This is a genomic window from Microcoleus sp. B4-D4 (genome assembly GCF_036705185.1).
Taxonomy (GTDB): domain Bacteria; phylum Cyanobacteriota; class Cyanobacteriia; order Cyanobacteriales; family Microcoleaceae; genus Microcoleus.
The window spans coordinates 187,594-209,247 of sequence record NZ_JAUBTX010000002.1 but is presented as its reverse complement, the minus strand read 5'-3'; the positions used below and the strand labels follow the sequence as shown (position 1 = coordinate 209,247).

The following is a 21,654-nucleotide window of genomic DNA, read 5'->3' as shown; positions in this document are numbered from 1 at the left end:
GCTTTGCATCTAATTTAACAGTCAATTTTTATACAATTATTGTGGGATGGGCAGGACAACCCGTCTCTGTATTCAATTTAGATGCGTAGCAGCTTAGTAAGGACGAAGAGTCCTCTCCGATTTCTGCACCACGTTCGCTGTAGACGGATGAACCCACCAAAAATGATCTCTCATCCTTCAACTGTCAACTGTCAACTGTCAACTGTCAACTGTCAACTGTCAACTGACTGCGAACCTGTTATGGATTTTTTAGCTTTTGGCTCATCAATCGCCCTACAGCGGCCAATAACTCACTCGGATCGATCGGCTTAGATAAATGTTGGTCAAATCCGGCTTGCAAAATTTGGCGCTCGTTCGCTTCTCCAGCATAGGCCGTTAGGGCGATCGCCACCAAATCTCGATACTCTGGCGCAAGCTGAGTGCGGATGTGACGTATCAGCATATATCCGTCCATCTCGGGCATTCCGATGTCGCTGACGAGCAAATCCGGTGCAGTTTGGGCGATCGACTGCAGCGCCTCAGCAGCAGAAGACAGCGCAATCACCTTTGCACCCCCTTGGCCGAGGACGAAGGCGACAAAATCGCGCGAGTCGAGCTCATCATCTACCACCAAAATTCTCAATCCCGAGAGCGGGAAAGATGAAATATCGCAACTACCAGACGAATTGACCGCTTCTAACCGCTGCGCTCTAGAATCATCATTTAATAGCGGTAATCTCACCGTAAACGTCGCTCCTTGACCTTCTCCAGCGCTTTCTACAAATACCGTCCCGCCGTGCAGTTCAATCAGTTGGCGGACGATCGCCAATCCCAATCCCAAACCCCCAAATTTGCGAGTAGTCGCGCCGTCTTCTTGTCGGAAATGCTCGAAAACATAGGGCAAGAAATCGGGAATAATACCTTTACCCGTGTCGGCGACTTGAATTTCCACTTCTTCGCGCCCGACTTGCGCTAATCTAACTTCAACTCTACCGCCTTCGGGCGTAAATTTTACCGCATTCGATAACAAATTCCACACAACTTGCTGCAAGCGACTGGTATCGCCGAGAACGAGTCCGACATCGGGATTTAAAATTGTTTCGATTTGAATTTTTTTAGCTTCGGCTGCTAATTGCACCGTTTCCAAAGCAGACAAAATAATCATTCCCACATTCACCGGAGCCACAGTCAATCTGAGTTTACCTTGCAGAATTCTAGATACATCTAGCAAGTCTTCGATTAATTGAGATTGCAGTCTGGCGTTGCGCTCGATTGTCTCCAACGCTTTGGCTGTTTGAGTCGGGCTCAGCTTGCCTGCTAGCAGCAGTTGCGACCAGCCTAAAATCGGATTTAGGGGCGATCGCAACTCGTGAGAAAGCACCGCCAGAAACTCGTCTTTAATCCGGTTAGCTCGCTCGGCTTCCGCGCGGGCAGTTTGTTCCAATTCCAGAACCATCTCGCGCTCGATTTCCACTTGTTTGCGATCTGTAATGTCGATGACAGAACCGATATAACCCTCAAATTGTCCGCTTTCGGAAAATCTGGGAGCAGCCGCATCTATTGCCCAAGAATATCCGCCATCCTTACGCCCGATGCGATATTCCACGCGGAAAGATTCCTGGCGTTCGTTGGCGGTCAAAAATCCTTTCTTGGCCTGTTCTCGGTCTTCTGGATGCAGTGCGTTTACCCAACCCAATCCCAAACCTATTTCCTCAGTTTGACCTGTGAAGTCGTACCAGCTTTTGCTCAAGAAAGTGCAATAGCCTGTGGAGTTTGTTACCCATACCATAAATGGAGCATTGTTAGCCATATTGCGGAATCGTTCTTCGCTTTCTTGCATCGCTGCTTCTGCTTGTTTGCGTTCTGTGATATCCCGACAGACAATCACTCCGCCTTTGATTTCGCTGCTAGCATCAACTACCGGATAACCGCTGATACTGATCCAGCGATCTTCGGAATTTTCGCGGCGGACAAATACCTCTACATCATTGACATATTCACCTTTGATTGCTCTGGCTAGAGGTAGTTCAGCGTCGGGAAAGAGGTTTTTTTTGTCAGTCATAAATAGCCCGTAGGTGCTCGACCATTCCTCAGGGGATTTTTCATTCGATAGCTGACCGAATATCCCCTCGGCGGCTCGGTTAAACAGCACAAACTCCCCTTGTTGGTTGGCAAGAATTAAACCGTCACCAATGCTGTCAATAATTACTTGTAGTAACTTTGTTTGTTCTTGCCGCTCGATTTCTGCTCGTTTGCGATTTGTGATGTCGCTGGAGATGCCAATCAAGCCGATCACTTCTCCCGCCTGATTGCGGTAGGGAGCTTTCATTACCAGAAATGTCCGAATGCCATCGTGAGATTCTTCGAGGACTTCTGTTTGTCCAGATTCCATAATGCGCCGATCGTTTTCCGTGACTGTGACTGCAAGTTCTACTACTGGGTATAAATCGATATCGCGCCGGCCAATTACTTCAGCAGCAGGTTTTCCCAGTACGTCCAGCGTGGCTGGATTTGCATAAATAATCCGTCCTTCTCGATCTTTGACAAAAATTGGGGTGGGTACTGACTCATTAATTAGATTCAAAATCGCATTCTTTTGTCGCAGTTCTTCTTCTGTGCGTTTGCGATCGCTAATATCGCTCCAATAAGCCGTAAGTCCTTCGGCTGCGGGATAGGCGCTGACTTCTACATACATTTGCAGCGACGGCGAAAACTTTTCAAACTTGACAGAAACTTGTTCGGAAACGACTCGATGAAATTCTTGATACAGCCTCGAATTGGATTCTGACTCGGCGGAGAATTGCTCCCAGATCGATCGACCTAGCAAGTCGGCTCTCGATCGATCCAGCAGTTTTTCAGCAGTCGCATTAACGTAGGTATAGCGCCATTGTGAATCGATCGCCATAAAGGCATCGGTAATACTTTCTAGAATATTAGTGACTTGCTGATTGGCCTCGGCGATGGCGAGTTCAGCGTTTTTGCGATCGGTGATTACTTCAGAAAAAATCATGATCCCGCCAATCTCACCGCTGTGGGTTTGCCAAGGGTGAATTTCCCAGCGCACCCAGTCGATCGAGCCATCAGCGCGGGGAAACTGTTCTTCTGGGCAGATTTCGACTGCTCCCCCCAGACAGCGCTGGTGGATTTGTTTCCAACGATCGGGCAAATCTGGCAATATATCGTAGTGCGATCGGCCGATAATGTTTTGAGTACCGAGCCCGTAATTAGCCAGCCAGCGATCGCTCACCAGCATATAGCACATCTGGCGGTCAAACATCGCCACCCCCACAGGCGAATGTTTGACAAACAGCCGCAACTTGCTGTAGTGTTCGCGCAAAAGATTTTCCGAATGTTTGCGATCGCTGATTTCTTTGAAAAGCAAGGCGACTTTGCGGCTCTGCGGCTCTGGAGTGCGGAACGCCGAAACCTCAAACCAGCGGTTCATCACTTCCGAGCCGTGTTCAAAGCGCAGCGGTTCCCCTGTCAGCGCCACTTTCCCGTACATCTCAAACCAATAATTTTCGAGGTCTGGGAGCATCTCGCGCGCGGTTTTCCCCACAGCCTCTACGAGTCCAGTTTGTTTCTCGAAGGCGGGATTGACTTCCAAAAAGCGGTAGTCGATCGGCTTTTCGTTTTCGTCAAACAGCATTTCGATGACGCAAAAACCTTCGTCTAGGGATTCAAACAAAGTGCGGTAGCGTTCTTCGGATCGGCGCAAAGCTTCTTCTGCTTGTTTGCGATCGCTAATATCCACAAACACTCCCACACAGCCGCGAACTGCGCCCTGTTCGTCAAATAACGGCACCGCATTCACCAACCAATCAAAGGCCGCGCCGTCCGATCGCACCATTTGAATTTCCACATCCCGCACTTCGACACCCGAAGCCGCAGCCCGCTGCATTGGGAGTTGTTCTGGCGGGATTTCCTTTCCGTTGCTCAGTTGTCTGAACGGAAGGATTTCGGCTTGCTCTCCGGTTGCAGAAACATTGGCATCCGGCGGTACTGCGAGCATCGACTCACCAAATCTGTTAGCGCGAATTACTTTACATTCTGGGTCGCGGGCGATCGTAATGCCAATAGGTACAGCATCAAGAATTGATTGCAGTTCGTTAACTCGTCCCTCTAGTTCCTGGTTGAGCCGTTGAATTTCTTTTTTGCTAGCTTGGCGATCGGTAATTTCGTGTACCGTCACATTCACGCCCAAAACGCGATCGTCCTGGGCCGAGAGCGGATAGAGACTCAACAGCCAAGCGCGATCTGCTCCCGGCTGTGCTGCATTTTTCCCGCGAACTTCGATCTGCGCGATCGGAATTTTAGTTTCAATAACTTGTCTGTAAAGCGGCTCTAAATTATCTGCCATTTCTGGCAAGATTTCGCGCAATGTTTTACCGATGTGGGTGGCGGCTGGAATTCCGTTAATTTCTGCTAGGCGATCGTTAATGCGGACAAATCGCAATTCGGTATCGATAAAGCAAAGTCCGATCGGCGCGCTAGCATAAATCGCCTCAATTTCTGCAAGTTGTTGCCGCGCAGTTTGGGCTTGTTGAATAAAAGCAGCCCGATCCGCTTTCTGCTGGGTGACATCTTGAAAATAAACCGCAATTCCCGAGGCGATCGGATAAGCTCGTACTGCATACCAAGCATTGAGCGGCTCATAAAAAGATTCAAAACTAACCGTAACTTGCTCTCTGGCGCAGCGCAGGTATTCCTGCTCGAACAAACTGCCCGCAGAGCCTGGAAATTCTTCCCAAACGCTGTTACCAATCAGCTCTTGCGGGAGTCGATTCAGCCACTGCGCCGCTTGAGAATTGAGGTAGGTAAATCGCCAGTCTCGATCCAAAGCAAAGAACCCGTCGGAAATGCTTTCTAGGGTGTCTGAGAGTTGTGGCGCAAGGGTGTCAGATACTACTTCCGGTTGAGGTTGAGCAATTTCGGTGAAGGTTGTAACTACCGCGTAGGGAGTCGATCGATCTCCCTGAAATAAAGGTTGAGAATTGAGATTCAACCAAATCAATTCTCCCTGCGGTTGATAAAAGCCCATAATAACATTTGAGCTTGGCTGCCCGGTTGAAAGCGCCACCATCGGCGGGTGCATCTCGCCGGGAAAATCCGAGCCATCTTGACGCACAGTCTGCCACGGACAGTTTATCGAAGAGTTGCCCTGCATTTGTTGTGCTGTCATCCCCAACAGTTTTTCGGCGCGAGCATTGCACCCCTGAATGCTACCGTCTGCCAATTGCAAAACCATGCCTATATCTGTTGGTAAAGGCGCGCCCGGGTAAAGCGCGTTGTTAGAATACGTTGAAACACAGGGGTCGATGTGCTGTTGGGGTTCAGTATTGCTGCCTAGATTTTTCATCAATTTCTAACAACGGTTTGAGTTTTGGCTAAGCCAATCGCGATCGTTAAATAATTATACGGAAATCATTCCGAGGAAGTATTACTTTAAACAGGGTTACAATTCAAACTTAAGAGGGATGTCGATCGTCCTGCTGGAATGTTGATATCGCCACAATTTATTGTATCGCACAGTCCCTGAGCTTAACCAGTTGCCGCCACAGAGCAAAGGCCAAAGGTAGTTTTTTGGCTGTTTCAAAGGAGGGGTAAGCCCGATCAGTTTTCTTGGTGGCTGCATATTATCAACGGCTGTGGCTCGTTACAAACATTTGATGTGATGCAGGTATGTAAGGCTGACGTTGCTATTGTCAAAATCGGTCTTTCATGGCGCGCAATTGAGCGAAGGTTTGGACGGGTTCGCGGGTGTTGGCGGCCCGTTGGAGGTTGGGAAAATCCCAGCGCAAAAATGGGTTGGTCTTTTTCTCGATGCCGATCGAGGATGGTATGGTAGGTTGCGATCGGCTGCGTGCTTCTTTAACTTCGGCTAAGCGCTGCTGCAGATCGGGATTGTCTCCATCCACAGTCAGGGCAAATTGCAAATTTTGCAGCGTGTATTCGTGGGCGCACCAAACTCTGGTACTGTCCGGCAAGTTTCGCAATTGTTCTAGAGAAGCTAGCATTTGAGCGGGATTGCCTTCTTTCAGTCTGCCGCAGCCTCCAGCGAATAAAGTGTCCCCACAGAACAATTCGCCGGTTTCGCCTTGGTTGCGCGCGGGGAAATAGTAGGCTATGTGAGCTTTTGTGTGGCCTGGTACGAAGAAGACTTCGGCGGTTCTGCCGGCAAATTCTACTCGATCGCCCGCTTGCAAAAACACTTGCTGTCCAGGAATTCTGCCTCTATCTTGTGCGCCGCCGTAAACTTTAATTTGGGGAAAGCGATCGATCAGTTGCTGGTTGCCGCCTATGTGGTCGTTGTGGTGGTGCGTGTTGAAAATTGCTGTTAATTCGGCTCCGAGCGAGCTCAGTTGCTGCAAGACCGGTTCTGCTCGGGCTGGATCGACGACTGCTGCTGTCTGGCGATCGGGGTCGTGCAGCAAGAAAATGTAATTGTCGGACAGTACCGGAATTCGATCGACCTGCATAGAAAATTGCCTCTGGATAAAAATTATTATAGAATTAAACTTAGTGCGATCGCACTTCAGACGCAGGGTTATTTCAGAATTCTCGACTCCCCGCATCTATCTTTGGGAGTATAACCTCGATCTTGTGTCCGATCGATTAACCGCAGGCGCGACGGGTTCGTAGTGCGGAATGCGAGTCCGTACTAGCAACCATTTTTGTTATCGTAATCGAGCGGACATGATATGATAGATTATTTCTGCTGTTCCACAAATCGATTTGCATCATTTCTGAGTTAAGAATTCCCAGCATCTTTAACTATTCTGACATAAAGGCGATCGAATAAATGCGAACATCTCCCAACAAATCGAACTTGACAATTTCTCAAATGGTCGATCGGATTGTAGCGTCTGGCAAAATCGCTCGCCGCGAACATTTAGTTTTGACTTCCACTATCCTATCTGATGATAAAATTTCTGAAGAAGACCGGCACCAAATCAATCGCATCTTTGATTATATTCAAATTGGCCGCCTTAAGTTTATCGATTAAACTTTTTAGTTTACAGTTGATAGTTGACAGTTGACAAAAAAACAGACTTAACCCAACCCTAAAATAATACAATCGACTATCCAACTACAAAAAACAAAGCAGAATAAAATGATCACAAAAAAACCAACAATTTTGGTAACAGGCGGAGCTGGATATATTGGCTCTCACGCAGTATTAGCACTGAAAAAAGCTGGTTACGACGTGATAATTTTGGACAATTTAGTTTACGGACACCAAGATTTAGTAGACCGGGTTTTGCAAGTAAAGTTGGTGGTGGGCGATACGAACGATCGCGCCTTGCTCGACAACCTGTTCGCTACTCACGAAATTGCAGCAGTAATGCACTTTGCAGCCTATGCTTACGTGGGCGAATCTGTTACTGATCCAGCTAAATATTACCGCAACAACGTCATCGGCACAATTACACTTTTGGAAGCAATGATCGCTGCGGGAGTGAAAAAATTTGTGTTTTCTTCAACCTGCGCGACTTACGGTGTACCGCATAAAATTCCGCTCACAGAAGACCACCCGCAAAATCCGATAAATCCCTACGGCGCTACTAAGTTAATGGTAGAACGAATTTTGTCCGATTTTGATGTTGCGTACAATTTTAAATCAGTTTGTTTCCGCTATTTTAACGCGGCTGGGGCAGATCCGAACGGGTTGTTAGGAGAAGATCACAATCCAGAAAGTCACCTGATTCCGTTGGTGTTGTTTGCTGCTTTGGGTAAGCGGGATTCGATCGCAATTTTTGGCACAGATTACGATACTCCCGACGGTAGTTGCATTCGCGATTACATTCACGTTAACGATTTGGCATCGGCTCACATTTTAGGATTGGAATATTTGTTAAATGACGGCAAATCTGATTTCTTTAATTTGGGAAATGGCGGCGGATTTTCGGTAAAAGAAGTGATACAAACGGCTCGCGAAGTGACTGGAAAAGAGATTAAAGCGGTTGAGTGCGATCGCCGTCCGGGAGACCCAGCAGCCTTAGTTGGTAGCAGCGAAAAAGCTATCAAAATTTTGGGTTGGTGTCCAGAATATCCCGACATTAAGGATATTTTAATTCACGCTTGGCAGTGGCATCAAAAACGACACTCCACTACTTAGTAAGCTGTTGCTCATATAGATTGTGTATGGCAATTGAGGGGGAGAGGGTGAGAGAATTTGACAATTTTTGATTGTCATCAAAATCTACAATGTTTATTTGCACAACAGCTTATTTAGGGTGCTGACAACCAGAGAAAGTCTGGCGCGAGATACAAGGTAAACTCGAAAGAATCGAGGGCGACAGCTTCCACGGAGTTAAGAAAATGTTTTTTGGTAAGCCGGAAATGCTGCCGCCAGCTCGTTAATAAGAGGAAAAAAAAAGAGTAGACTTTAGTTGCGTAAATATTGGATTGATTGGTTAACCGCAGATGTCAAGCGGATACACACAGATGGACGCAGATAATTCCATAATTGAAAGTGAATTAGTGCCAGATGTCTAGTGGATGATCCAAACCATATTTGATGATATGACTTACCGGCAGAAAACTCCCATCAGCGTGCTGGTGGAATTACCCAGCTTGAATTATATATATGAAGTTTGCCCGATCGCTCCGAAAAGCAATTCTGTTATTTCTGATCTCCTGTTTGCTATCCGTTGCAATTCCTCCCGCAGTTGCTCAGATTCAGTCACCGCCTGCTGTGCAGCTTGTCCGACAAGCTCGCACTCTGTGGGAAGAAAAACGTTTTTCCGAAGCTGTACCGCTCTTGCAGCAAGCGGCGGTACAGTTTGAGAAAACAGGCGAAAATCTCCCTCTCGCCACAGCCTTGAGCAATTTAGCTGCAACCTACGGGCAGTTAGCACTTTGGGAACAAGCAGAACAAGCTGTGAATTCGAGTTTGTCGGTGGTGCGAACCGAACCCAAAACTGCCGAACAGCAGCGGATTTTGGCTGAAACTCTCAACATTCAAGGACAGTTGCAACTCGAACGGGGACAGACTCAAAATGCGATCGATAACTTCGACTTAAGCGCTAAAATATTCGAGCAAATCGATCGCAAAAACCAACTTTTTCAAGTTCAAATCAATCAAAGTCGGGCTTGGGAAACTCTCGGACTTTACCCAAGAGCTTGCAAAATTCTGTTAACTTCCTTGATGTTGGAAAACCAAACTTGTGCAGTTTCGACTGCAGATTTGGCAACTTTAAAAAATCAGCCTATTTCTGCCGAAAAAGTCCGGGCAGTTCATGCTTTAGGGCGGGTGCTGCGGGTTTTGGGACAACTGGAAAACTCCCAAAATTTGCTATTAGAGGCACTGACAGCAGCCCAAAAATTAGGTATCAAACAAGATGAAGCGGCAATTTATCTCAATCTGGGAAATACGGCGCGGGCGAAAAGTAATAAACCGGGTTTGAACACCCGACAGCAGGCTGACTTGGAAGCCTCGGCTCTAGAATATTACGATCGCTCGGCGGCAATCGCAGTCGCAACGCCTCTACAAATTCAGGCGCAGTTGAACAAATTAAGTCTGTTGGTCGATCGCACAAACTGGTCGGAAGCAGAGGTTTTGTGGCGTTCCATCGAACCTCAAACCGCTGAATTGGCTTCAAATCGTGCGGGACTTTACGCTCGAATTAACCTAGCTCAAAGCTTGATGAAATTAGCTCAGTCGCCTGCAAAAACTTTGAGCTTAAGCGATGTTGACAAAATGCTCGAACGCTCAGCAGCACCGGCAAATAGTTTGGGCGACAAACGCATACAAGCTTACATTCTGGCAGCTAGGGGCAAACTTTCGGAATTGCAGCAGCAGCATCAGCAGGCGGAAAGTTTGACAAATCAGGCTTTGAGTTTGGCACCAGTGTTTGAATCTCCCGATATTGCCTATCAATTATTGTGGCAACTCGGACGGATTCGGAAAGCTCAGGGAAATACAGAAGGGGCGATCGCCCAATATACTCAAGCTGTAAATGTATTGTCTTCTCTGCGGGGCGATTTGGTGACAGTGAATCCCGAAGTACAATTTTCGTTTCGGGAAAGCGCCGAACCGGTTTATCGGGAATTAGTCGGACTGCTTTTGGCAGAGGAATCTCCGAGTCAAGCTAAATTGAAACTGGCGCGCCAAACGGTGGAATCTTTGCAGTTGGCGGAATTGGATAACTTTTTTCGGGATGCTTGCGCTGATGCTAAACCACAGTCGATCGAGCAAATCGATCCTGCTGCTGCGGTAATTTATCCGATTATTTTGAGCGATCGTTTGGAGGTGATTTTATCAATTCCCGGCAAACCACTGCGCCGCTACACTACCAATAAGTCTCAAGCCGAGTTAGAAACAGCCTTCAGACTAGCCAAAAATACGATCCGGCCTGCTGCTTTTCCCCGCGACAGGTTGCCCGCCGTCCAACAGGTTTACGACTGGTTAATTCGCCCCGCAGAGGCTGATTTGACTGCCAGCGGAATTAAAACTCTGGTATTTGTACTCGACGGTTATTTGCGAAATCTGCCGATGGCGGTGCTGCACGACGGCGAAAAGTTTTTGCTAGAAAAGTACAGTATTGCTTTGGCACCAGGACTGCAATTGCTGACACCCAAACCGCTGAGGGAAGTTAAGTTAAGAGTGCTCGCGGCTGCCCTCTCAGAAGCGCGTCAAGGCTTCTCGGCTTTGCCGGGGGTGAAACGAGAAATTCAACAAATTTCTGCTCAGATTCCCGCTACTGACCTGCTGAATGAAGATTTTGTTAGCGGGCGGTTGCAGGAACGAATTAAGTCTTTGTCTTACCCGATCGTCCATTTGGCAACTCACGGTCAGTTTAGCTCGAATGCGGCGGATACTTTTATTGTGACTTGGGATGAGAAAGTGAATGTCAAGGAGTTCGATCGACTGCTGCGATCGCGCACTGGGGATAACCAACAGCCGATCGAGCTTTTAGTCTTGAGTGCTTGCGAAACAGCTTCGGGCGACAATCGCGCGGCTTTGGGTTTGGCCGGGGCGGCAATTCGATCGGGTGCCCGGAGCACAGTCGCCACGCTTTGGCAAGTCAACGACGAATCTACTGCTATCTTTATGACTGAGTTTTATCGGCAGCTTGCTGCTTCTAAAACCAGCAAAGCTGAAGCCCTCCGCAACGCTCAATTAACCTTGCTGCAAAACCAAGAATATAAAAATCCCTATTACTGGGCACCTTTCATACTCGTGGGGAATTGGCAATAATTTAAGATGGGAATCGGGAATCGGGAATCGGGCATCGGGTATCGGGCATCGGGCATCGGGCTTCGGGCTATGCCTGGTAATGCAGATAGGCGAGGAAGAGCCTCCTTCGATCTGGCAACTTACAGGAGAGAAGACTGTAGGAGGTTTTTAAGTTATTAAGTTTTCGATCCTTAAGTCTGCGCTATGAACCTTATTTATGGCGATCGACTAAAAACAATATTGTTTTCTCAACGGTATTAGTCGGTTAAAACCGACTGACGCTATACCGCTAGGGAATTGATTCCCTAGCGGTATAACTGCTGTGAGGGTTTGCAGGAGATGTGGATAATCACAAGGTTTCAACTCCTACCCGAAGTCGGTACAAACTCAAAGCTCGATCGAACTTTCATTCAAATTCGGCAGCACTAAGTATCACCAACTAATTTTAAAATAAAAAATATACAACTATTTTCAGTGATATTACTTAGTCCAATATTTTTTCAAACTTTCTCAAATTAGCGATCGACTGCGCCACAGGGAACTAGCATCGCCATTCAAGCTATACCGCTAAACTTTAAAATTTATTACTTTTGACACTTGACATGAATCGAGTGTTACAATGAACAAACAAATTAAAAAACTTTATAGTCGCAAATTTGAGCGCTTACTACAATGAACACACAAGTATTTAAGCATTTCAATGAATTACAGCAACATATCGATCCATTACCTCTAGAACAAAAAGAAAATTTTCCCAGTAATATTAACAATTTATCCTGCTCTTTGCAGGAATTTTCAGTCGAAACTCAGCAAATTTTATCAACAAAAGAAAAGCAAACTAAATCAGAAAAAATCAACCACATTTTAGAACTTAAAGTATCTCACCAAGGTGCTCGAATCAGAAATTTAGAGCAGCAGTTAGACGAAAGTCAGGCGCAGTACAAAAAAGTGACTCAGGTGCTGACAAAAGCAGAAGTAAGATTGCACACTCTCCTCGCAAATTCTTCCGATTTAATCACAATTATTGAAGCTGACGGGCGGATAGGAGACGAAACTTCGCTGGCGCTAGAGCGGATTTTAGGCTACAAACCAGAACAAAAAATCGGTAAATTATATAATGATTTAATCCACCCAGATGATGCCCCTGCTTGGCAGGAATATTTTGCCAACTTGCTCAAACAACCGGGGATTGCACCGCCCATAGAATATCGCAAACGCCACGCTAACGGTGACTGGGTATATTTAGAAAGCATTGCTAACAATTTGCTGCACGATTCCAGCATCAACGGCATAGTAATCAATTCTCGCGATATCACAGAGCGGAAGCTCTCAGCAGCAGCGTTAGAAAAATCGCAACAGCAAATCGTTAATATCTTAGAAAACATCACAGAGGGCTTTTATACGCTCAACCGCCATTGGCAGTTTACTTACATCAACCAGAAAGCAGAAGATTGCTGGTACAGAAAGCGTCAAGAGCTTTTAGGTAAAAATATTTGGGAGCAGTTTCCAGAAAGCGCAAAGACGATTTTTTTTAAGGAACTTCACAATGCCGTCTCCCGTAATGTTGCTGTTAAATTTGAATGGTATTACGAGCAGCAAAATATCTGGTTGGAAATCGAGGCTTATCCGTCGGAAGAAGGTTTATCTGTGTTCTTTCAAAATATCACGGCTCGCAAAAACCAAGAAGATGCGCTGCAAAAAATCCACTCTCAGCTCCTACAGCAAACCAACCTGCTCCATAGTGTCCTCTCAAATACACCGGGCCGACTTTTGATGTTCGATCGCGCAGGGCGGTTAACTTATATCAATCGCGCCGGATTAGAGTTAACTCCGCTGTCAAAAACCTGCATTTTAGGCAAATCAGTAGGAGAAATTGGCTGGCCGCCAGAACTGATCGAACTCCACAATAATTGCTGGAAAAATATACTAGCCACAGGAGAAAGTTTAACAACAGAAACAGAGTTTATTAATCCGCGCACCGGGCGCAGGAATTATTGCAGTTACATTTTTAGCCCGATCGCAAATGCGGAGGGTAGCATCGAAGCAGTTCTCGTTACAAATAGAGACATTACCGAACTTAAAACAGCCGAAGCAGCTTTGCGGGAATCAGAATCCCGGTATCGCATTCTCTCGGAAATTACCTCAGATTTTGCCTATTCTTTTAACCTATTGCCCGATCGAACATGGGCCTGCGAGTGGATGACTGAAGCTTTTACTCGGATTACAGGTTATAGTGCATCAGAAATCGCAAATTCCGGTTGGCCCGAATGCAACTACATTCATCCCGAAGATCGAGAAATGCTGCAGGAACAAATGCAGTCTCGCTCCTGCAGCAGCAGCAAGGAAGTCAGCGAATATCGAATTGTCACAAAATCCGGTGAAATCCGCTGGCTGTGGGATTGCCGGCAAGTTGTGTGGGATGAAGCCGAGAATCGCGCTGTAGGTGTTTACGGTGCTTGTCAGGACATCACCGAACACAAGTTAGTAGAGGCTAAATTGTGCGAAACCAATCAAGTTTTAGAAGGGTTAATTGAAGCTTTGCCGGTGGCGGTTATTGCTGTCGATGCGTCGGCTTCGGTGACGCTGTGGAATCCGGCGGCGGAGCAAATTTTGGGCTGGGAAGAATCTGAGGTTTTGGGGAAGATTTTGCCGATCGTCCCGAGCGATGAAATTCTCGACTTTAGCGCTATGCTTCAGTCAGAATTGGCAGGAAAAGCGCCAGTTGCCAAGCAGTGCCAGCGGCAGCGCAAAGACGGTTCATTAATCGATGTCTGTGTCTCAAGTTTACCGCTGCGAAATCCCCAAGGCCTGATTACCGGTAGTTTAAGGATATTTTCTACGATTTCCGCAGCCCTAGGAAAGCAGGAGAAAAAAGATAATATCAAGGGCGAGGGCGATCTACTCGATCCCTTTTGGGCGCGTTACGTCAGCCTTCCTCACCTCACCAACAAATAAACAAGTTCTCAGCGAATAATATCGCTAACATAGGTTAGTATAGCCTTTCTGTGCTCTCATATTATGAGGTACTATGCGGCATAGGGCATAGGGCATACCTCACTTTTTTAAGAAAGGCTATAGTGCAATACGGTTCACTTAAAATATTTATGCCCCTGAGATCCCCCTCGCATCCCCCTTAAGAAGGGGAGTAGGGGTTGACTTTGAGGGGATTCTTGTTCCCCCCTTTTTAAGGGGTGTGCCAGGGAGATCGTCTTAAGTAAACCGTATTGGGCTATAGTGAGGACTTCATTCCTTCTTAAATCCAACTAACAGCTAGCAATAATATCACTCAAATAAGTTAGTAGTGAGGACTTCATTTCTTCTGAAATCCAATCGGTAAAAACTCAAATCCTCAATAACTAATATCAAATCCTCTCTTCATCAGAATAGTAAATTTGAGTTGACTGTTGACGGTTGACAGTGAACAGTCAACAGTCAACAGTTAACATCATTCCGGTGTCACCGGAAATGATATAACCCGTAGTTTTCAATCTTCAACTCGTCTGACAGCCATGCGTTGCAGCGGCAGGCTGAGGATGCTAGAAGCAGTCAACAAGTAAGAAAGAACAGTAGTCAGCTTCAAACTGAGCAATAACCAGCTATCCTCTGGTAAATGAAGTTTCAGCCCGAAGACAGAAATGCAGTACACTATCCAGTAAGTAAAGCTCATCTCAATCAGCATTTCTTCGCTTAAAGCACGATCGCCCGCCAGCTTCGACTCACGCTTATCGCCCAGCAACAGCAGACCTGCAATTGAAGCCATAAAAGAAACCATCACCACACAGTCACGCCAGTTAAGCTCAACCATTTTCAACTCCGCTGCGATCTGAATTTTTGAAATTAAAAATCAGTCTAAGGGATAAGTTTTCCCGCTTCCAGCAATAGTTACAAATTGAAACAGCAGCAGTTACAAATCGCAATGAAAATGCACCGCAACCGCCCGCAACCGTCTCGTTTAGTCGGCCGAAAAGAAAAATCCACCTTAAATATTGTGAAGTTGGGAATACCTCGCCTGCATTTTGCCGACCTCTACCACAAGCTGCTAACTCTTTCTTGGCCGCAATTTTTCATTCTGATTTGTCTTTCGTATTTAGTCATGAATGGTTTATTTGCCTTAGCTTACTTGGCGGGAGGAGATTGCATTGCTAATGCTCGGCCTGGTTCTTTGAAAGATGCCTTTTATTTCAGCGTGCAAACAATGGCGACGATCGGCTACGGCGCAATGTTTCCCCGCACCGATTACGCTAATATTATAGTCGCGCTCGAAGCGTTTTTGGGTTTGTGGGGAGTGGCGATGGTGACGGGACTAGCTTTTTCAAAATTTTCCCGGCCAAGCGCTAGAGTTATCTTCAGCCGCGTAGCAGTAATCGCTCCTTTCAACGGCGTTCCCACTCTGATGTATCGCGCGGGAAATCAGCGCTTCAATCAAATTTTAGAAGCCCAGCAGGGAGTTACTTTGATCCGCGACGAAGTAACATCGGAAGGAGAATTTATGCGGCGTTTTTACGATTTGCAATTAATGCGGAATCAATCTCGTATTTTTTCCTTAACTTGGACGGTAATGCACGCAATTGATGAGAGCAGTCCTTTGTACCAAATTACTGCTAAAGACTTGATGGAGCAACAAGCGGAAATTGTAATTACGCTCACGGGAATTGATGAAACAGTTTCGCAAACTATTAACGCGCGACATTCTTTTATAGCGTCGGAAATTATGTGGAATATGCGGTTTGTAGATATTATTTTGAGAACGCCGGATGGCAGGCGGGTGGTTGATTATACTCGGTTTCACGATGTGAAACCTATTGAATGAGACAAAATTTACCCGCGAGTGCGTCGAAACCGGGTTTGGTGCAAAATATGGCTTTCCCACCTTGAATTTCCATAAAAACCCGGTTTCTTTGGTATCGATCCAGGAGTGCTATGAAAATTTTGATTTAGTCACTGCTAGAATACTTGTATGCCAAAATAAGCTAATATTTATGAACTCAATAGCTGCGAATATGACACTGAAAGAATTGCAACCGCAACTCCTAGCGTTAAGTCCCGAGGAAAAGACTCAAGCTATACAATTACTCGCCCAAAGTTTAACCAACTTTTGGTCTGGAATTCAAAAGACTCCTGGCGTATGTGGTGGCGATGCTTGCATCAGACAAACGCGGATTCCTGTTTGGGTGCTCGTGAATGCTCGTCGTTTAGGTATTTCGGAATCTGAACTGTTAGAAGATTATCCGACTCTGCGCGCTGCTGACTTGGCGAATGCTTGGGCTTATGCTGAGGCCTATCCTGACGAGATTGAAACAGCAATTCAAGAAAATGAGGATGATTGAAAAGTGGCATCTTTTTATGCAGATGAACAATATCCAAAGCGAGTTGTGGAATTTCTAAGGACTTTAGGTCACGATGTCCTGACAGTACAGGAAGCAGGAAATGCTAATCAAAAAATTCCTGATGATGAAGTATTAGCTTTTGCATTGAGTATTGACCGCGCTATTTTAACACTCAATCGCCGTCATTTTATCAAGCTGCATACATTACAACCAGACCATGCTGGTATCATTGTTTGTAAAGATGATTCAAATAGGGAGCGGCAGGCTGCGCGGATTAATGAGGCTATTTCTAATCTAGAAACTTTGAGAGGGATGCTGATTCGAGTTAACCGCCCATCGGTTGAAGATAAGTGATAGAATACATCGAGTATGAAATGAACTTGCACACTTGACAAATAAATCCACTATCAATTTACCTAATTAAACATAAAATACGGCTCTCCTAAAAGCTTTCTGTGCATCTTTTATTTCATATTCCATATTCCATATTCCATATTCCATCTTCCTGATGACGTTGTACGGAAAGCTCGGAGGCGACAGCACTGATGACTGATGACTAATGACTTCTTCCATCTTCCATCTTCCTTCTTCCATCTTCCATCTTCCATCTTCCTTCTTCCTTCTTCCTTCTTCCATCTTCCTTCTTCTTACTATGCGAATAATTCATACTGCTGACTGGCATTTGGGGCGGCGTTTTCGAGGGATAGATCGCACTTCCGAAATTGCGATCGCCCTCGAACAGATTTTGAAACAAGCCAAAGAGCTCGATGTCGATGCCGTGCTCGTCGCCGGCGACATTTTTGACGTTCCCAACCCTCCAGCTTACGCTGAGCGCGTTGCCTATCACTTTTTCTGCGAGCTCCAAGCTGCCGGAATTCCCGCAATTGCGATCGCCGGCAATCACGATTCCGCATCCCGCATCGACAGCATCGCCCAATTGCTCTCCCTCGCCGGCGTTCGCGCCCTAGGCAAACCCAAGCGTTCCGCCGACGGCGGCAGCATTATTCTTAATACAAAAAGCGGTAAACTCTGCGTGGGAGCGATGCCTTTTGCTTCCGAACAAAGACTGTTAGATGCTAATGCTATCTGGCACTCCGGCGATGCCAAAATCCGCCAAGATTACCGCGAACTTGTAGCAGATTTACTGCAAGATTTAACTACAGATTTTCGCGACAATACTGTAAATATGCTGATGGGACACATGAGCATTGACGGCGCTCGCTTGGCCAAATCCGAAGTCGCTTATTACACGCGAGAAAAATACTTGCTTTCATCGCAAACTCTGCCAGCAGAAGCCCAGTATATCGCCCTCGGACACATCCACATCCACCAGCGCATTGCTAAGAATTCCCTCGCTTATTATTCCGGTTCTTTAATTCAGTTAGATTTCGGAGAAGCCGAACAGGAAAAAGGATTTTGTTTGATAGAAGTTGAGCCGGGAAGTCAGGCAAAAGTAGAATTTAAACCTGTGGCTTGCAACAAACCGTTAAAAGTGCTTCAATGTGATAATGACAATCTTGATGCTGTTTTAAAAGCTCATCAATATCATCCTGGTTTCTTAAAGGTAATTGTCGATCTAGACAGCCCGCAAATCGGATTAGCCGATCGCGTGCGGCAAATCTGTTCTCAAGCGTTGTTGATTGAACCGCGCTATCGAGATGCACCGCTAGAAGCCACGGAAATGACTAATATCGATCCCAACAATTTCGATCCGGCGGCAGAGTTCTGCAACTATTACCAAAACCGCTTGGGAACGACACCACAACCCGCTGTATTGGAGGGATTTCAGGATTTGTACAAGAAGTTTAAGGAAACAGTTAATAGTTAAATTGGTAATTGGTAATTGGTAATTCTTTGCCATTACTCCCGATGCCGAATGGACTTGATAAGTGCCATAGCACTCGGAAAAACATCATTGTAAAAATTCCAAAATCTAAAATCCAAAATCTAAAATCTAAAATCTTTTATGCGTCCACTAGAACTTTTACTCGAAGGATTTACCAGCTTCCGCCGGGAACAGCGTTTAGATTTTTCTCAACTCGATTTGTTTGCAATTACTGGTGCTACGGGTGCGGGCAAATCTTCGCTGCTAGATGCCATGACTTACGCGCTTTTTGGTACGACAACTCGCAGCGGCAAACAAGTAGGCGATTTAGCAAGTCAAGGTAGTAAAAATTTAAAGGTACAGTTACGTTTTACTGTGGGTTCTGCCCAGTATCGGGTGACGCGGACATGGCGTTTTCGTCCAAAAACTCCTGAAAATAAGGTGATTTTGGACTGCTGGCAAAACGGCGAGTGGGAAACTTTGGGAACGAGTATTGTTGCAGTGCAAAATACGATCGAACAAATTTTAGGAATGGATTTTGATACTTTTACACGAGCAATTATTCTGCCTCAAGGAAAGTTTGATGAGTTTATTAAAGGGGATGCTTCTAAGCGCCGAGAAATTTTGCGGCAGCTAGCAGGATTTGAGATTTTTGAGCAGATGCGGAAGGAAGCAAACGAGCTCGCAAAGTTGCTGAAACAGGAACGGGAAATGGTGGAAAGGCAGTTAGCTGACTTGAGCGCGCCGACGGCGGATGAGGTGGCCGGAAAGCGATCGCAACTTGGGATTTTAGAGCAGCAGTTACCTGAGTTCGAGCGCGCCGTGATGAAAGCTCAGAAAACGTTAGACGAAGAGGAACAGCTATTTTCACAAATCGCTCGCTGGCAAGAATTACAACAAAAATTGGCTGAGTTAAATGCTAGTTCCGCCGAGATTGAAATTTTAGCACAGCGTTTGGAAAGAGCGCAAGCTGCCAATCATTTACAGGGAGATTGGGCTTTAGTGCGATCGGCTCGCAGTCAAAATGAAACTGCCGAAAAAGCCGCTAAATCAGCGCGGGAAAAATTAATTAAAGCTCGCTGCGAGCTAGCAGCAGAGCAACAGCAACTTGACGCGGTTCAAGCCAAAGCAGAGGCACTAGCACCACAATTTAAGGCTCGTGAAGATGCTCTGGCTGCTGCGAAAGTATATGAAGAACAGCGCGCTCAATTAGAAAAAGAAGTGGCAATCGCCCAAAAAAGACAACAGGAAAAACTCCGCTTTTTCCAAGCGGCAGAAAAAGAATTGCAAGCTACTAACATTAAAATTCAGAATGCGGGTTTTCGAGTTACTAGAGCAGCGGTACTGCTCGAACAGTCTTCGCCGGGAGGAAAGCGTTTAGAGCAGTTGCAGGAAATTGCACCTTTATTGGTGGAACTTCAGCTTATTGCCAAGCAGGGAAAAAGTCAGCAGGAAATGTTGGGTAAGTCTCTGGCAGAAAAAGAAAGCGCTCAACAGAATTATGTCGAAGTTGTCACTAATTTAACAGCGGCAGAAATCCGGCTCAAAGAGTGCAGCGACGAGTTAGAAGCGGCGGAAACTGCTAATGCGGAAGCGGCGCGTTTAGAGACTGTTGCTGCTGTCAGAATGTCGCTGAATTCTGGCGATACTTGTCCGGTGTGCGGCGGGGTGCATCCTGAGAGCGATTTGCTCCCTCCTTTACCGATTTCTAAGATTGTAGATGTTGCCGGTTTGCGCCGGAAACTGGCGACAGCAAATCAGTTTTTTCAATCAGCTCAAATGGCCGTGGCTGAGGGAAAAAGTGCAGTTTCATCCTGCGAGCAAAAACAGTCGGAAATTGCTCAAATGTTAGAATTGACGGCGAAAAGAGTTGGCGAATTGCAGCAGCAAATATCGGAAATTCTGGAGGAGCGAGAATGGGAAGTGTCGCAGTTACAGCAGGAGTTGGCAATTCTTAAAGAGAGCGATCGCCAATACCGAGAAATTGAGCAGCAATTCCAAATCGCATCCTTGGAATATAATAATTACGAAGAAAGATTAAATTTTGCAGCGACGACAAAAGCTGCTAAACAGCAGGAATATCAAGAGGCGATCGCCGAATCTGACCGCCGACAGCAGCAGTTACAAAGTTGTGTAAACGCGCTCTATCAAATTACCGAATATCAACCTTATGTTAATTTAGCACAGGCTTTAGAAACAGACAAGCAAGAGTTAAAGGATCGGCTGAGAATTGCCGAAAAATCTTATCAACTTGCTCAAAATATTGCTATTCAAGCAGCAGAAAGAGAGCAACAAGCGGGAGAGGTTTTTGCACGAATTCAGGCGGAAAAACAGCAGCTAAATCTGGATTGGTTGGCAAAATTAACAGCGGCTGATTTCACCGAAGAGACTTTTTTAGCAGCGGTGACATTAGTTAACGAACAATTGCAGTGGGAAAATGCGATTCGATCCGTGCGCGAGTCAAAAATTCAGCTAGAGACGCGGGCGAAAGATTTGAGCGAGGCGATCGCGGGTCGGACTACCGATGAAGATACTTTAGCACAAGTGCGATCGGCAAAACAAACCGCCCAAGAGAACCTCAAACAAGCCAACAACAACCGCACCGAGCTTTTAGCGTGGGTACAAGTAGCAGCGCAAACCCTCGAACAATCCGAAAGACTGTCGCAGCAAATCACAAATTTCGCAGAACAAGAGCAAACCTACCACACATTAGCGCAAAATCTGAAATCCAACGAATTTCAATCCTACATTTTAGAACATTTAGAAGCAGAATTAGTCGGCAGCGCCACCGTAATTTTGCAAGAATTAACCGACAATCGCTACCAGCTAAAAAACCAAGAAGGCGAATACTGGGTAACAGATAATTGGAACGGCGGCGAAGCGAGACGAGTCCGCACCCTTTCCGGCGGCGAAACCTTTGCAACTTCCCTATCAATGGCTTTAGCTTTATCAGAAAAACTATCTCAAGGAGCCCAATTGGGCAGCTTATTTCTCGATGAAGGATTCGGTACCTTAGACGCAGAAACTCTCGAAAGCGTTACTCAAATTTTAGAATCTTTGCGGCAGCGAGAAAGGCTAATTGGAGTGATTACCCACGTTCGAGGATTGGGCGAAAGATTGCCCGCCCAAGTTAAAGTTTTCAAGTCGCCCCAAGGTTCTAGAATAGAAGTTGAAAGAGTTTAGAATCCAGGGCGGTTCAAACTGCGTCTACACAAACAAAACCCGGATGGTGCGCGGGTTGAAGATTAGGCAGTTAAAATTACGCTGTTTTTTTCAGTTATTTTATTCAGTCCGCGAAGGCGGACTTCCCTTTTGTAGGCGCGGTTTCAACCGCCGTCTAC

Annotated in this window: 12 protein-coding genes; 9 read left to right on the top strand and 3 right to left on the bottom strand. The window is 46.1% G+C overall.

Going from position 1 to position 21,654, the window contains the following annotated elements:
* Positions 1-238: 238 nt before the first annotated feature.
* Together QUB13_RS02660 and gloB are read right to left on the bottom strand one after the other, a co-directional pair.
* Positions 239-5,338: a PAS domain-containing protein gene (locus tag QUB13_RS02660; protein WP_333378670.1), complete on the bottom strand. Its 5,100-nt coding sequence runs from the start codon at positions 5,336-5,338 to the stop codon at positions 239-241.
* 346 nt (positions 5,339-5,684) lie between these two features.
* The gene (gene gloB / locus QUB13_RS02655) at positions 5,685-6,458 is read right to left on the bottom strand and encodes a hydroxyacylglutathione hydrolase (protein ID WP_333378665.1); all 774 of its coding nucleotides are present in this window, start codon (positions 6,456-6,458) and stop codon (positions 5,685-5,687) included.
* A gap of 323 nt (positions 6,459-6,781) precedes the next feature.
* Here gloB and QUB13_RS02650 point away from each other — a divergent pair, with 323 nt between their 5' ends.
* The 4 genes from QUB13_RS02650 (at position 6,782) to QUB13_RS02635 (ending at position 14,116) form a co-directional block, all read left to right on the top strand.
* Positions 6,782-6,985, top strand: a complete 204-nt coding sequence (locus QUB13_RS02650) for a hypothetical protein (RefSeq protein ID WP_194009879.1) — start codon at positions 6,782-6,784, stop codon at positions 6,983-6,985.
* Positions 6,986-7,093: 108 nt separating this feature from the next.
* Positions 7,094-8,098: a UDP-glucose 4-epimerase GalE gene (galE, locus tag QUB13_RS02645; protein WP_333378662.1), complete on the top strand. Its 1,005-nt coding sequence runs from the start codon at positions 7,094-7,096 to the stop codon at positions 8,096-8,098.
* Between the two features lie 471 nt (positions 8,099-8,569).
* On the top strand, positions 8,570-11,182 hold the full coding sequence (locus QUB13_RS02640) for a CHAT domain-containing protein (RefSeq protein WP_333378660.1): 2,613 nt from the start codon (positions 8,570-8,572) through the stop codon (positions 11,180-11,182).
* 651 nt (positions 11,183-11,833) lie between these two features.
* The gene (locus QUB13_RS02635; RefSeq protein ID WP_333378657.1) at positions 11,834-14,116 is read left to right on the top strand and encodes a PAS domain-containing protein; all 2,283 of its coding nucleotides are present in this window, start codon (positions 11,834-11,836) and stop codon (positions 14,114-14,116) included.
* A 529-nt stretch (positions 14,117-14,645) separates the two neighbouring features.
* On the opposite strand, the gene QUB13_RS02630 is transcribed toward QUB13_RS02635, so the two are convergent.
* On the bottom strand, positions 14,646-14,921 hold the full coding sequence (locus tag QUB13_RS02630) for a hypothetical protein (protein ID WP_228042393.1): 276 nt from the start codon (positions 14,919-14,921) through the stop codon (positions 14,646-14,648).
* A gap of 156 nt (positions 14,922-15,077) precedes the next feature.
* On the opposite strand from QUB13_RS02630, the gene QUB13_RS02625 reads away from it, so the two are divergent.
* From QUB13_RS02625 to QUB13_RS02605, 5 genes are all read left to right on the top strand, one after another.
* Complete coding sequence (locus QUB13_RS02625; RefSeq protein ID WP_333378652.1) at positions 15,078-15,971, top strand: ion channel; 894 nt, start codon at positions 15,078-15,080, stop codon at positions 15,969-15,971.
* A gap of 190 nt (positions 15,972-16,161) precedes the next feature.
* Positions 16,162-16,488, top strand: coding sequence for a DUF433 domain-containing protein (locus QUB13_RS02620; RefSeq protein WP_333087521.1), 327 nt, complete (start codon positions 16,162-16,164; stop codon positions 16,486-16,488).
* A 3-nt stretch (positions 16,489-16,491) separates the two neighbouring features.
* Positions 16,492-16,842 carry a DUF5615 family PIN-like protein gene (locus QUB13_RS02615; RefSeq protein ID WP_333087520.1) on the top strand — a complete coding sequence of 117 codons (351 nt, stop codon included), beginning with the start codon at positions 16,492-16,494 and terminating at the stop codon, positions 16,840-16,842.
* Positions 16,843-17,140: 298 nt separating this feature from the next.
* Positions 17,141-18,316 carry a metallophosphoesterase family protein gene (locus QUB13_RS02610; protein ID WP_333378647.1) on the top strand — a complete coding sequence of 392 codons (1,176 nt, stop codon included), beginning with the start codon at positions 17,141-17,143 and terminating at the stop codon, positions 18,314-18,316.
* A gap of 138 nt (positions 18,317-18,454) precedes the next feature.
* Positions 18,455-21,496, top strand: coding sequence for an SMC family ATPase (locus tag QUB13_RS02605; protein WP_333378644.1), 3,042 nt, complete (start codon positions 18,455-18,457; stop codon positions 21,494-21,496).
* Positions 21,497-21,654 lie beyond the last annotated feature (158 nt).